8 protein-coding genes and 1 rRNA gene are annotated in these 12,776 nt (G+C 41.6%); 4 read left to right on the plus strand and 5 right to left on the minus strand.

The window, feature by feature from the left end; genetic code table 11:
* Positions 1-4: 4 nt before the first annotated feature.
* A 5S ribosomal RNA gene (rrf, locus tag HW279_RS06725) occupies positions 5-114 on the plus strand.
* Between the two features lie 82 nt (positions 115-196).
* On the opposite strand, the gene HW279_RS06730 is transcribed toward rrf, so the two are convergent.
* The 3 genes from HW279_RS06730 to HW279_RS06740 form a co-directional block, all read right to left on the minus strand.
* Positions 197-628 (minus strand): septal ring lytic transglycosylase RlpA family protein, encoded by a 432-nt coding sequence (locus HW279_RS06730; RefSeq protein WP_178957873.1) that lies wholly within the window; start codon positions 626-628, stop codon positions 197-199.
* 89 nt (positions 629-717) lie between these two features.
* The gene (locus HW279_RS06735; protein ID WP_178958420.1) at positions 718-2,121 is read right to left on the minus strand and encodes a PorP/SprF family type IX secretion system membrane protein; all 1,404 of its coding nucleotides are present in this window, start codon (positions 2,119-2,121) and stop codon (positions 718-720) included.
* Between the two features lie 9 nt (positions 2,122-2,130).
* Positions 2,131-5,433: a gliding motility-associated C-terminal domain-containing protein gene (locus HW279_RS06740; protein ID WP_178958421.1), complete on the minus strand. Its 3,303-nt coding sequence runs from the start codon at positions 5,431-5,433 to the stop codon at positions 2,131-2,133.
* A gap of 977 nt (positions 5,434-6,410) precedes the next feature.
* Here HW279_RS06740 and HW279_RS06745 point away from each other — a divergent pair.
* Both HW279_RS06745 and HW279_RS06750 read left to right on the plus strand, forming a co-directional pair.
* Positions 6,411-7,082: a response regulator transcription factor gene (locus HW279_RS06745; RefSeq protein WP_178958422.1), complete on the plus strand. Its 672-nt coding sequence runs from the start codon at positions 6,411-6,413 to the stop codon at positions 7,080-7,082.
* 2 nt (positions 7,083-7,084) lie between these two features.
* On the plus strand, positions 7,085-8,359 hold the full coding sequence (locus HW279_RS06750; protein ID WP_178958423.1) for a sensor histidine kinase: 1,275 nt from the start codon (positions 7,085-7,087) through the stop codon (positions 8,357-8,359).
* Positions 8,360-8,445: 86 nt separating this feature from the next.
* Here HW279_RS06750 and HW279_RS06755 read toward each other — a convergent pair whose 3' ends face one another.
* The gene (locus HW279_RS06755; protein ID WP_178958424.1) at positions 8,446-9,210 is read right to left on the minus strand and encodes an exodeoxyribonuclease III; all 765 of its coding nucleotides are present in this window, start codon (positions 9,208-9,210) and stop codon (positions 8,446-8,448) included.
* Positions 9,210-9,872, minus strand: coding sequence for a deoxyribose-phosphate aldolase (gene deoC, locus HW279_RS06760; RefSeq protein ID WP_015782573.1), 663 nt, complete (start codon positions 9,870-9,872; stop codon positions 9,210-9,212). The genes HW279_RS06755 and deoC overlap by 1 nt, the downstream gene beginning before the upstream one ends.
* Before the next feature lie 917 nt (positions 9,873-10,789).
* Here deoC and gyrB point away from each other — a divergent pair.
* On the plus strand, positions 10,790-12,766 hold the full coding sequence (gyrB, locus tag HW279_RS06765; protein ID WP_128091769.1) for a DNA topoisomerase (ATP-hydrolyzing) subunit B: 1,977 nt from the start codon (positions 10,790-10,792) through the stop codon (positions 12,764-12,766).
* Positions 12,767-12,776 lie beyond the last annotated feature (10 nt).

The raw sequence follows: 12,776 nt of genomic DNA on the forward strand, positions 1-12,776 counted from the left end.
GATTTAAGGTGGTTATAGTCAAAGGTCTCACCTCTTACCATTCCGAACAGAGCAGTTAAACCTTTTAGCGCAGATGGTACTACGGTCACGTGGGAGAGTATGTCGCCGCCTTCTTATAAGAAGAGCAATTCTGATAAAGAATTGCTCTTTTTTTTATTTGTTCTAATAATGTAAAAAAAATAAGGAGTTTTACTCCTTATTCTACAATCTCTATATCTACCTGTATCAATCCTTTGTTTTTATTGTCAGTGATTTCCATAAAGGCGCGTTTAGAGAGGTCGAGCTCTCTCCCTTTGGTAAAGGGACCTCTATCAGTAACAGTAACAACTACTGATTTGCCATTTATGCGATTGGTAACCTTTAGTTGAGTACCAAAAGGCAACGAGGGGTGTGCCGTGGTGAGCTTACTATTGCTAAATACAGCCCCACTAGCAGTTTTTCTTCCGTTGAACTTATCGTGATAATAGGTAGCTGTTACATTCGTCTTATATATGCCTGTTTTTATATTTGCAGTTTTTGTAGCTGCTTTTTTCCCGTGAGGATATCTATGACTATCTACAGTGCTACAAGCCTGTAAAGCTAATAGTCCTATAAGGCATATTGCCATTTTCAAAAAGTTACTCTTCATATATTTTCTTTTTTAGTTTATGTTTCTTTTCTAAAAGTAAACGATGCTTTACTATTGCAAAGCATCGTTTTTATATTACTTAAAATGCTTTATAAGTTACCTACTTTTAGTACCCAAATGTTAGAGTTTTTAAATTCAGGACGTTTCAGCAAGTTGAGCAATGTTTCACCTGCTTCTCCGCGTGATTCATAAGCTCTATCAATATAGATATAGTGCATACCATTTTCTTTATTCTTAAATGTGAATACTTTGATACCTAAATTCTCTATATCTCGTCTCATTTGGTAAGCTCCTTTAGGATTTTGGAATACTCCTGCAATCACATAATAGCCTTGTGCTATACCCTCTATTTTTGGGTCTTCTACCACTCTTATGCGCTTGTCTAATTCTTCTTGAACAGTAGGTGTTTTAGTTGTTGTTTTAGGAGTTTCTACCGTAGGTGTTTTCGTTTCTGTTACCGTAGGAGTTACTACCTTAGGTGTTGGAGGTGTTACTACAGTAGGTTCAGGAGGAGTAGTCTTAATTGGTTTCTTAATGTGATGTTTGCCACCAAACTGATAAGAAACTACCACATCATAACTACCACCCAATTCAGCTACATAGTTAGCAATGGTTTGTTCGTAGCCAAATCCTACGCTCAAGTGGTTAGTCACGTTGAAGCCTAAGCCACCGAAAGCTCCATATTTTTGGTCATAACCGGCGTAAGCCCAACCCAGAGGAACGTCCAACATCACGTGTCCGCCCATTTGAAAATTATCTTTGGTTCTCTTAGCTTTAGCATATATACTGAAAAAACCATCTTCTAAGAAATCACTACGAGAATCCAATTCTTTGCGATACATCACGTGAGCGGTGAGTGACTTTTCATTAAAAGGCACTGCCATTTCTCCTGCCGAAAACGAATAGTCTAAGAGGTTCTCCGCGGTAATACCAAAATGCCAGAAGTTAAAGTTTACGTCTACCCCTGGTTGTAAGTTGATGATACTCGTAGGTTTCGCATTCTCTATCAAGGGGTCTTGCACGTTTGCGCGCACTTTATTTCTGTCGATACTACTGCGAGCAAACGCTACGTTTAACCCTAAGCGCAAAAAGTTATCATCTGATATTTCTACTTGGTGTACGTAGTTTCCTAGTATACCTATATTGGCAAATATACCTGCTGTACGTTGGAAAACCAACCCGTGTGCCATATTGTTGCCATCGTAGTAATCATTCTTTCTACCTGCATCGCCACCCCACTTCTTGCCATAAGAGAGCCCAAAAGTATTAAACTTATCTTCCTTAAAGCCCATCCACTGGTTGCGATGGAAAAAGGTAATTTGCGACTCATTCTTGCTAAATATTGGAAACGCAGGGTTCATCAGGTAGGTATTGTATTTTACAGCCGTATGTCCAGGCATTTCGTAGGGTAGGTAATTACCATCACTTTGTGCAAATAAAAACTGAACACTAAGCGCCAACACTGTTATCGTTATGTTATGTACTATCTTCATCGTCAATTCTTATTTAAGTATTGTAATGGTTCCTTTCTTATCCACGCTTCTCGTTTCGCCGTTTTCGGTAATCTCACCTTTGAGGGTATAGATATAGATAAGCGCACGCTTGCCAAGGTCATTGAAAGTACGCTCATTAGGCCAATTATTTTGGTAGTTGTTTGTCGAGAGTACTTCTTTACCTTCTTGTGAGTATATCGTTACCTTCACTTTCGGAGTGAGGTATACCGACGGTATTTCCCACTTATCGTTAATACCATCGCCGTTAGGAGTTACCACATTAGGCACTTCCACCACTTGGTAGATATTCAGTTCAAAAGGCAATATGTTCTCGCCTGCTGCCACGCACGACTCCTCTTTCAGTGTATAAGAACCCGACATATCCTCATTGGTAACCTCTAAAATCGTGCCGTATTTCACCGTGCCGTCGTCTTTTGTCCAACTGAATTTATTTCCCCCTTCGGCAACTAATCTATCACCTATACGCACGTCGAACTTGCGCTCACGTGCTGTACTGGTTTGGTATACTTGTTTCACAGGAGCAGTGCCTTGACTGTCGCGCATTAAACTCAATTTCAAACCGCCTACTTGGTAGTTCTTCACTTGTATATGAGCGCGTTTAGGGCAACCGCCGTTGTTAATTTCTAAATAGTATTCGCCTATTTCGTTCACGCTTGCCGTAGGGTTTTCACTGCCTATGGGAGTGTCGTTAGTGTAATTGGCACTCGTTACTTTCTTCCATACGTATGAAAAACTATCGGCTACTGATGAGTTAGGGTCGAAGCTATCAGCAGCTACGGTAAGACTAATAGTTCCTCCTTGGCAAAGGTATACTGTTCCTTTCGCACCGTCAGCCGACGATATTTCAAAATCGGGGATAGGAGTAAAGGCTACCGGTTTTTCGTCCGAAGTCTTGATAATCGTGCCATAACTAACCCGCACTGAATATTTAGCCGATTCTGAGTTGCCTGCGCGCGACACGACAAACTGCTGTCGAGTTTCGCCTGGCACATCGTTGCTGTCTTTTTGCCATTGGAAGTTAAAGAATTGGTAATCTATTTTCTTTACTTCCACCTGTTCTCCACTGCTGCTTAGCTGTACGGTTATCTTTTGTACTTCAAGAGTGGTTTGCGTACGGGTTTCACAGTTGGTAGATGCTACCGTTCCTACTCTCACACCTTTAATATCAGCAATGGTTTCAAAATAAATAGGGGTAAGGCTGATACTTGTACCACAACTACCGCCATCGGTGATTTTTGCTTCGTATACGTCAGCCGATACAGGCGTATCAGTAACCGTGTATTCCACCCCCGTAACGCCTGCTATTACAGTGCCGTTTTTCTTCCATTCCACAGTAGGGTTGGTCATATTATGCGATATTTTCAGTACCGTAGTTTTTGCAGGGTAGTAAATCTCGCGAGTGTTCATATCTTCCGCCCAACGTGCTGTGATAACGGTACGCTTTGCCACTACCGAGTTGGACGTAGCAGGGCAACCTCCGCCCGTACCGCCTATGGTAGCGTAATACACTCCTGTGGTAGTTACCCCATATTGGGTCATTCCTACCCCTTGTGCTATCTGTGCGCGGTCTTTAAACCAAGTGTAAGTAGCTGTAGGGTCGGCACCAGTGGTAACCGTGAGCGTATACACCTCTCCACAAAAATCCACATTATCTACACTGTTGTTAATGCGCAATGCATTGCTGTCCTGCAATTGAATATCTAATACATTCGATTCAGGAATGGCAGGAAACCCCGAAGCCGTTATTTTCAAGCGGTATTTGCCGTTTTGGGTAGCGCTGTTAAGAGTGATTTCTTGCGTGGTATTGATATCGGTAAATGCACCGCCCGTTTCTCTTTGCCATTGGAAAGTGAAAAACGAATAGTCGCTCGGGTCTATTGCAAGCTCAGTAGCGCCCGATAAGGCTGTAATTTTGTCTACTGTGAGGTCTATGCTGTTCGTCTCGCAAGGCTGATAAGAAGTTTTGGGCTTGATGCTCACCTTAAAGCTATCAGGGGCTTTGAGTTCGTACTCCTCAGTTTCTACTGTCGAAGCACAACTGCCCGTTTGGGTTACTTGGGCTTTGTATTTGCCTGCGCTAGTTACTACATAAGTATTGGCAGTTTGCCCCGGTATTTCTACCCCGTCCTTAAACCATTTGTACGAAGGATTTTGGGCAGTGGTGTTTACGGTGAGGGTACGCTGTTTGTTCGGTAACAATACATTGCCCCCCGTGGTAGTAATATTAGCTTTAATAGCATCTTTATGTTTTATCTCTATTTCATTGGAGCGCACATCGCAGGCACTGCCGTTGCCTATCTGCACGCGGTATTTACCCGGAAGATTATTGGGGGGCGACACCACATAGGTAGCCACCCCATTAGTTTCGCCCAACTTAGTATTGTCGCGATACCACGTATAGGTCTCATTGCCCGCAGGGGTAGCAGTAAGGGTAAAGCTCTCTGAACTACATATCTCAGTAGCCGAACTACTAAGCACTAACGACTGCCCACCGCCTGCAACTTTTACAGTGATGTTGTTGGACTTTGAATAATTTCGGTCAAAGCAGTTATCGCCGTAATCGATAGCTACTATATATGTTCCTTCTTCAGTTACAGTAAGTTTAGGACCTGTTTGATTAGGTATTTTAATTCCCCAAGAACTACCGTGGTAAGAAGGGTCAAAAGGTTTTCTATACCAAACATACTTGTAGTCAGAAATATTGGTACTTCCAACACTAGTAAAAATTTGTGCTACTGATATATCTAATGACTGTCCAGGACAAAGATTTATATTACCTGAAGGAGTAGTTTTTAAAGCTTGTGCTACATTCATATAAGAACCTTCAAATTCCTGATTAGGACTACTACCAATAGTAGCTATTATTTCGCTCGCAGGGTTGGTTGAACGTACGCGAATCCGGTATTTTTTACCCTTTAAAGTCTTAGGGAAAGTTACATAGGCTTCAAAGGTCTGGGCTGTATTTAATGTCTTTCCAGGCCAAAATTTTTCATTCTGAGTTTGTAGTACAGTTGGGTTATTGAAACTTCCATTAGCATCGGAAAGTTCAAATATATATTTATTATCAGCATTTGGAAGAGGGGGTGACCAACGTACACTAATTCTAAATCCTGAATCATCTTTTGGATTGTTTGGCTGAAGTTTCCCATTGTTAGTGGCACTTGCACAAACAAAAGAAAAATTTGTTTTTGCAGAAACTAGTTTATTATCTTGTCCTTGCACTCCTTCTATACCAAGGAAGTATAAGAGCAGAAAAACACTTATGTATTTAAAAAAATTGCTTACTTTCATTTTTAAAATACGGATTAAAACATTGCTAAAAATACTATAAATCATACCCACTGGGTACTATACACGGTGCAAAGATACGAAAAAGAAATATCTATACAAAATTAATTGTCCATTTTTTTTACACTCTTCTGTCACCTTTACTTAATGTCCTTACCTGCTTTCTGTTATAACTCGCTGAAAATTATACACTTTTTATTATATAATCCCACTTCACATTCCCTATACCATCGCGCTACTCCTGTGAAATTTTAAGCATCAATTAAGAATCTTTTAAGAATGTTTAACGCAAAGCTTACGCAGGTAAAACCTAAAAGGTAAAACCACAAGCGGTATAATCCCCGCCACTACATTCCCCCTCTCCTTGGGAGAAGTCTCCGAATAGGAGAGTATGTGATCAGGGGAGAGGATTTCCCTTTCCGTCGCTACCTTCCTCCTTTCCGTCACTATTTCCCCCTCTCCTTGGGAGTAGTCTCCGAATAGGAGAGTATGTGAACGGGGTGAGGATTCCTCTTTCTTTCGCCTCGAAACCCCGTTTTTAACATTTTTAGTCTTGTTGTATTACAGTATGAATCAACTATTTATATACCCTTTATATACCCTTTCTGTACCAATCGTCCAAGATTCGTATAAGCTTCCTATAAGCTCTCTATAAGCTAACCCCACCCTCCTTACACCCTTTTTTCACCAAAAACGTCCTTAGCCTTCTTCTGAAAATCTCCGTTTCCTTCCGAATCCTCCTAACAATCTCAACACATCGCTTTTTCATCTCAAACTTTGGCAAAGTTTTGCCTGTGTGGCTCGCACCTTTGCCAAAGTTAATTATTAGTATTATCAGTATTTTTGGCATTTTTGGCATTATTGGTATTTACCCCATTCTCTAATTTGCTAATTTCCTCATTCTCTAATTTCCTCATTCTCTAATTTCCTCATTTCCTAATCTTTCTTCATTCGTAATTATTTATTATCTTTGCCCCCGTATGAAAATCCTGATTATAGAAGACGAAAAGGAACTGCGCCTTACCCTGCGACAGTTCCTCGAACAAGAACACTTTTTGGTGGAAACAGCAAAAGACTACCCTTCGGGGTTAGCTAAACTTGCCGACTACGACTACGATTGCATTCTTTTGGACATTATGTTGCCCAACGGTAGCGGTATGCGATTGCTCGACGAGCTTAGGGCGATGAAAAAGAACCATTCGGTGCTTATCATCTCAGCGAAAGACTCGGTAGAGGACAAGGTGCTCGGACTCGAAAAGGGCGCTGACGATTATCTTGCAAAACCTTTTCACCTCGCCGAACTCTTGGCTCGCGTCAAATCAATTATACGGCGCAAAAACCAGCAAGGTGAGGAAGTGATTACCCTCAAAAACGTACGGCTCTTCCCCGAAACCCGTACCGTGAAGGTAGGCGATACAACGCTTACTCTCAACCGAAAGGAATACGACCTCTTGTATTACTTTATCATTCGTCCTGAACGATTGGTAGAGAAAACCACCCTTGCCGAAGCCGTCTGGGGAGACTATATCGACCAAGTCGATAGCCTCGATTTTATCTATTCGCAAATAAAAAATCTCCGCAAAAAACTCAAAACTGCCGAAGCCGAAATAGACCTCCAAGTGGTTTATGGCATTGGTTATAAATTGGTATAACTATGAAAATATCACTGAAAAACTACACCTTGCGCTACCTCACGCTCACTTTTTTGCTCATCTTGGCGGTGTGGGCGGCGGTGTTCTACGCTTATATTTTAGACGAGGTGTACGACAATATTGATGACGGACTGAAAGACAAGAAGACGCTCATTATCCAAAATATCCTTCGCCACCCCGAACTGTTAAAGATAAATGAATTTGGTATGGAAGACTTTAGAGTGTACCCTTCGCAAGATGATTTCTCCGACCACAATGTTCTTAGCAATGCCTTTTTCTATATGCCTTTTGACGATGAAGACGAGCCATACAGGGTACTCAAAACGAGCTTCTACGACCGTGATATGAACCCCTATACGCTTGAGATACGCACCTCTACGGTAGAAAAAGACGATTTGCTGTTCAATTTAGCCATTGCGCTGGGGGTATTGTATGTGGTGTTGGTACTCTCAATGTATCTTGTCAATCTGTTAGTTATCAATAAAATATGGAAACCTTTCAAGGGGATACTCACAGCTATTCGCCAATATGAAGTAGGAAATAAAACCAAACTACAGCCCATCGTTACCGATGTGATTGAGTTCAACGTGTTGCACGACAATATCCAGCAAATGTGGCAACGCAACGAAGTAGTATTTGAAGAACAGAAAGTGTTTATTGAGAACGCTTCACACGAATTGCAAACACCCTTAGCTATTACCCTCAACAAATTAGAACTATTAACCGATGACCCTTCACTGACCGAAAAGCAATTAGTTCAGCTCAGCGAAATCAAGCAGTCACTAATGCGAATGACTCACCTAAACAAGTCGCTACTGATGCTCACCCGCATAGAAAATCACCAATACAAGCAAGCCGAGAGCATATCGTTTCAAGCGCTCACAGCAACTATTATAGAAGATCTCAGTGATTTAATAGCCTTTAAAGAATTGAAAATTACGGTGAAAGAAGATAGTGATTTTCAAGTGGAAATGAATAAGGATTTGGCAATGGTACTCGTGTCGAACTTATTGCGTAATGCCATTAAATACACCGAAAAGGGAAGGGAGATACAAGTCCGTTTAGAAGAAAACTGTTTTCAAGTGAAGAATACTGCCAAAGACGGAATACGCTTACACCCTAGCAAGATTTTCCAGCGCTTTCACAAAGGGCAACAGGACGCTACTTCCACCGGCTTAGGCTTAGCTATTGTAAAGTCTATCGTCGATAGTTATCAATTGCAGGTGAAGTATAGTTTTGAAGAGGGAATGCACTGTTTTACTTTAAAGAAGAAATAAGAAACAAAGGCTGTCCGAAAAACTCGTTTTTGCAGTATAAACAGCATAAACTTTTCGGATAGCCTTTAATCATTAATCATTAACCACTAACCATTAATCATTAATAAGATAGGGCAGTGGTCGCTGTGTTTAGCTTCGGGGAGTATAAGTGCGCGCTCCATACGGTTTTCTAAGGGAGCAGATACCAAGTGATAATCGATGCGCCAGCCCTTGTTGTTGTTGCGAGCATTTGCGCGATAGCTCCACCACGAGTACTGATGTGCTTCTTTGTGGAAATAGCGAAAACTATCAATAAAACCACTCTTCATAAACTTATCCAACCACTCGCGCTCTACGGGAAGAAAGCCCGATACATTGGCATTTCGTATGGGGTCGTGAATGTCTATCGCCTCGTGACAGATGTTATAGTCACCACAAATAACGAGGTTAGGCACCTTCTGTTTCAGTTTGTCTATGTACTTTTGAAAGTCAGCCATAAAAGTCAGTTTGAAGTCAAGGCGGTCAGGGTTTGTACCTGAGGGCAAGTACAGACTCATTACTGATAGGGTCTCAAAATCGGCGCGAAGCACCCGTCCTTCCTTGTCCATATAGTCGATACCCGTACCTACTTCCACGTGCTTAGGTTCTATTTTAGAGAGTATCGCTACGCCACTATAACCTTTCTTCTCTGCACTGTGGTAATACTGATATTTATAGCCCAATTCCGAAAAAACTTCCGTAGGGATTTGGTCTTCTGTAGCTTTAATCTCTTGCAAGCACAACACATCGGGGTTAGCACTTTTCAGCCAGTCGGCAAAGCCTTTCGTAAGCGCTGCCCTAATGCCATTTACGTTATAACTGATAATTTTCATTAGTAGCCCGTTCCTTTTTCTCCTTTTAAGATAGCAATACCGTTCGATGTACCAATGCGTTGTACCCCTAAGTTCACGTACTGCATAGCTGTTTCGTAGTCGCGTATACCTCCTGAGGCTTTTATTTTTGCCTTGTCTTGCACACATTCTTTCATTAGTTTCACATCTGCAAGGGTAGCTCCTCCTGAGCCGAATCCTGTAGAGGTCTTTACAAAGTCCGCTTTAGCATCAAGAGCCATACGGCAAGCCAAGCGTTTTTCTTCGTCAGTGAGGTAGCAGGTTTCGAGGATTACTTTTAGCACTCTATTCTCGCCTACACAGCGTTTCAGTGATATAATTTCGTCTAACGCTTTGTTCACTTCACCAGATTTTAATAAGCCTACGTTTAGCACCATATCAATCTCGTCGGCACCATCGGAGAGAGCTTCACCCGTCTCAAAGTATTTTGCTTTAGCCGACATTGCTCCTAAGGGAAAGCCTACCACGCTACACACCTTGATATCAGTGCCTGCTAAAAATTTCTTAGCTGTTGTTACATAACAGCTATTCACACATACCGAATAAAAATCGTACTCCACTGCTTCTTTGCAAAGGGTCTCAATATCCGCAATGGTAGCCGTTGCTTTTAGAAGTGTGTGGTCAATTAGTTTGTTTAATTCCATATTGTTTTAGTTAAAAGTTAAAACTGAAAAGAATCCAACCGATTCTTTCCTTATTGTCAATTCTTATTTGTTCTTACACTCGTGTTATTACAACTTTCTTCTTAATAGTTGTAAGTAAGGGGAAGTCTAACGCACTTATTTCTGTTTGAAATCTTACAATTTCCGCCTGCGTAGCTCTAAATATTTTTGGCAAAGGTAGATATTTTTTTTCTAACAGCAAAGATAGTAAAGCGAATCTAAGGGTTAGAAAGAGTGATTATCTCTCATTTACAATATCGTAGTCGCTTTTGCGTCACATCTCTCGTCATTCATCATTCGTTATTTCTTCCCTTTTCCATCACACTCCCCCCTTAGTGCCTATTCCCTAAGACCCCACACCACCCCATTTTCTCATTTCCAAATTTGCTAATTCTCTAATTATCCTCTCTCCTTTTCGTCGCTACATTCCCCCTCTCCTTGGGAGAGGGTAGGGGTGAGGATTCCTTTTCTTTCGCCTCGAAACCCTGTTTTTACCATTTTTAAATCTGTTGTATTATACTATTATTCAATCACTTATATACCCTTTCTATACCAATCGTCCAAGATTCGTATAAGCTTCCTATAAGCTCTCTATAAGCTCTCTATAAGCTCTCTATAAGCTAACCACACCCTCCTCACACCCTTTTTTCACTAAAAATCCTCCCGACTCACTTTTTATATTTTTCGTTTTCCTCCGATAACTCAGACAAGTCCAATTTGTCCGACAAGTCAGATCCATCAAAAAACCTTTTTTATCACTACCCATTTGCTAATTTCCAAATTTCCTAATTTTCTCATTTTCTCATTTTCTAATTCTCTCATTCTTATTTATCTATTATAAAATTTGCTCATTAATAAATTAATTCATACCTTTGCACCCTTGATTCGATATTAAAATTATGGCAGAAGAATTATATAACGAACAACAAAATTCAGCTGAATATTCAGCAGACAATATCCAATCCCTTGAAGGAATGGAACACGTGCGTATGCGCCCCTCAATGTACATCGGCGATGTGGGTACGCGCGGGTTACACCACCTTGTATACGAGGTGCTTGATAACTCTATCGACGAAGCGCTCGCAGGCTATTGCGATACTATTTCGGTAACCATTAATGAGGATAATTCTATCACCGTGGAAGACAACGGTCGCGGTATCCCAGTAGATGTCCACAAGAAAGAAGGCGTTTCTGCACTTCAAGTGGTAATGACTAAAATCGGTGCCGGAGGTAAGTTCGACAAGGGTTCTTATAAGGTATCGGGTGGTTTGCACGGGGTAGGAGTTTCCTGTGTAAATGCCCTTTCCGACCATCTTACTGCTACCGTATACCGCGACGGCAAAATATGGCAACAAGAGTACCAACGCGGGGTAGCGATGTACCCTGTAAAACAAGTGGGCGACACCGATAAACGCGGTACTAAGGTTACTTTTCACCCCGATGAAGTAATTTTTGAACAAACTATTGAATATAAATACGATACCCTCGCAGCCCGTATTCGCGAGCTCGCTTATTTAAATAAAGGAATTACTATTACCCTTACCGACCTTCGCAACAAAGACGAAAAAGGTAACTTTATCACCGAAAAATTCTATTCACAAAACGGACTAAAAGAATTCGTTAAATTCCTCGATGGCAACCGTATGCCTATCATCGGAAACGTGATAGCTATGGACGGAGAAAAGAACGGTATCCCTGTGGAGGTCGCTATGATTTACAACGATTCATATAACGAGAACCTACACTCTTACGTCAATAATATCAACACTTCCGAAGGAGGTACTCACTTGCAAGGTTTCCGTATGGGGCTCACTCGTACCCTCAAAGCCTATGCCGATAAATCAGGCTTGCTCGAGAAGATGAGTAAAGATAAAAAGAACCCTGTGGAGATTGAAGGTGATGACTTCCGTGAAGGGCTTACCGCTGTCATTTCGGTAAAAGTAGCCGAACCTCAATTCGAAGGACAGACAAAAACCAAACTCGGTAACCGCGAAGTAACCTCAGCCGTATCTCAAGCCGTAGGACAAATGCTCGAAGATTATCTCGAAGAAAATCCTAACGATGCCAAAACCATTGTCGAGAAAGTGATTTTGGCTGCTCAAGCACGTCAAGCAGCGCGCAAAGCTCGTGAGATGGTACAACGTAAGAGCGTGATGAGTGGTGGCGGTCTTCCTGGTAAACTCGCCGACTGTTCTGAAGAAGATCCAGCAAAATGCGAGCTTTTCCTGGTTGAGGGAGACTCAGCGGGCGGTACAGCTAAACAAGGACGTAACAAAGATATCCAAGCGATACTACCCCTCAGAGGTAAAATCCTCAACGTCGAAAAAGCAATGCAACACAAGGTGTTCGATAGCGATGAAATTAAGAATATCTATACCGCTTTGGGTGTAACTGTGGGTACTGAGGAAGATGCCAAAGCACTTAATTTGAGCAAGCTCCGTTACCACAAAGTAATTATTATGTGTGATGCCGATGTAGACGGTTCGCACATCACTACTCTTATCCTTACGTTCTTCTTCCGCTATATGCGCGAACTTATAGAGAACGGACACGTGTATATTGCCACACCACCGCTCTATTTAGTAAAAAGCAAAAACAGCAAACGCGAAGAGTACGCTTGGAACGACAAACAACGCGATGCGCTTTCAGCTGAAATGGGCAATGTGAATATCCAGCGTTATAAAGGTTTGGGTGAAATGAACGATCACCAGTTGTGGGATACCACTATGAATCCTGAACACCGCACCCTTCGCCAAGTAACCATCGACAACGCTACTGAAGCCGACCGCGTATTCTCTATGCTGATGGGTGATGAAGTACCACCACGTCGTGAGTTCATCGAGAAAAACGCTAAGTACGCTAAAATCGATGCGTAGTTATAGTATA

This window comes from Capnocytophaga sp. oral taxon 903 (assembly GCF_013394785.1).
GTDB classification, from domain to species: Bacteria; Bacteroidota; Bacteroidia; order Flavobacteriales; family Flavobacteriaceae; genus Capnocytophaga; species Capnocytophaga ochracea.

What these genes read in the sequence shown, in the direction of transcription:
- HW279_RS06730 (WP_178957873.1), bottom strand. Translation starts at nt 628, where the DNA reads ATGAAGAGTAACTTTTTGAAAATGGCAATATGCCTTATAGGACTATTA.
- HW279_RS06735 (WP_178958420.1), bottom strand. Translation starts at nt 2,121, where the DNA reads ATGAAGATAGTACATAACATAACGATAACAGTGTTGGCGCTTAGTGTT.
- HW279_RS06740 (WP_178958421.1), bottom strand. Translation starts at nt 5,433, where the DNA reads ATGAAAGTAAGCAATTTTTTTAAATACATAAGTGTTTTTCTGCTCTTA.
- HW279_RS06745 (WP_178958422.1), top strand. Translation starts at nt 6,411, where the DNA reads ATGAAAATCCTGATTATAGAAGACGAAAAGGAACTGCGCCTTACCCTG.
- HW279_RS06750 (WP_178958423.1), top strand. Translation starts at nt 7,085, where the DNA reads ATGAAAATATCACTGAAAAACTACACCTTGCGCTACCTCACGCTCACT.
- HW279_RS06755 (WP_178958424.1), bottom strand. Translation starts at nt 9,210, where the DNA reads ATGAAAATTATCAGTTATAACGTAAATGGCATTAGGGCAGCGCTTACG.
- deoC (WP_015782573.1), bottom strand. Translation starts at nt 9,872, where the DNA reads ATGGAATTAAACAAACTAATTGACCACACACTTCTAAAAGCAACGGCT.
- gyrB (WP_128091769.1), top strand. Translation starts at nt 10,790, where the DNA reads ATGGCAGAAGAATTATATAACGAACAACAAAATTCAGCTGAATATTCA.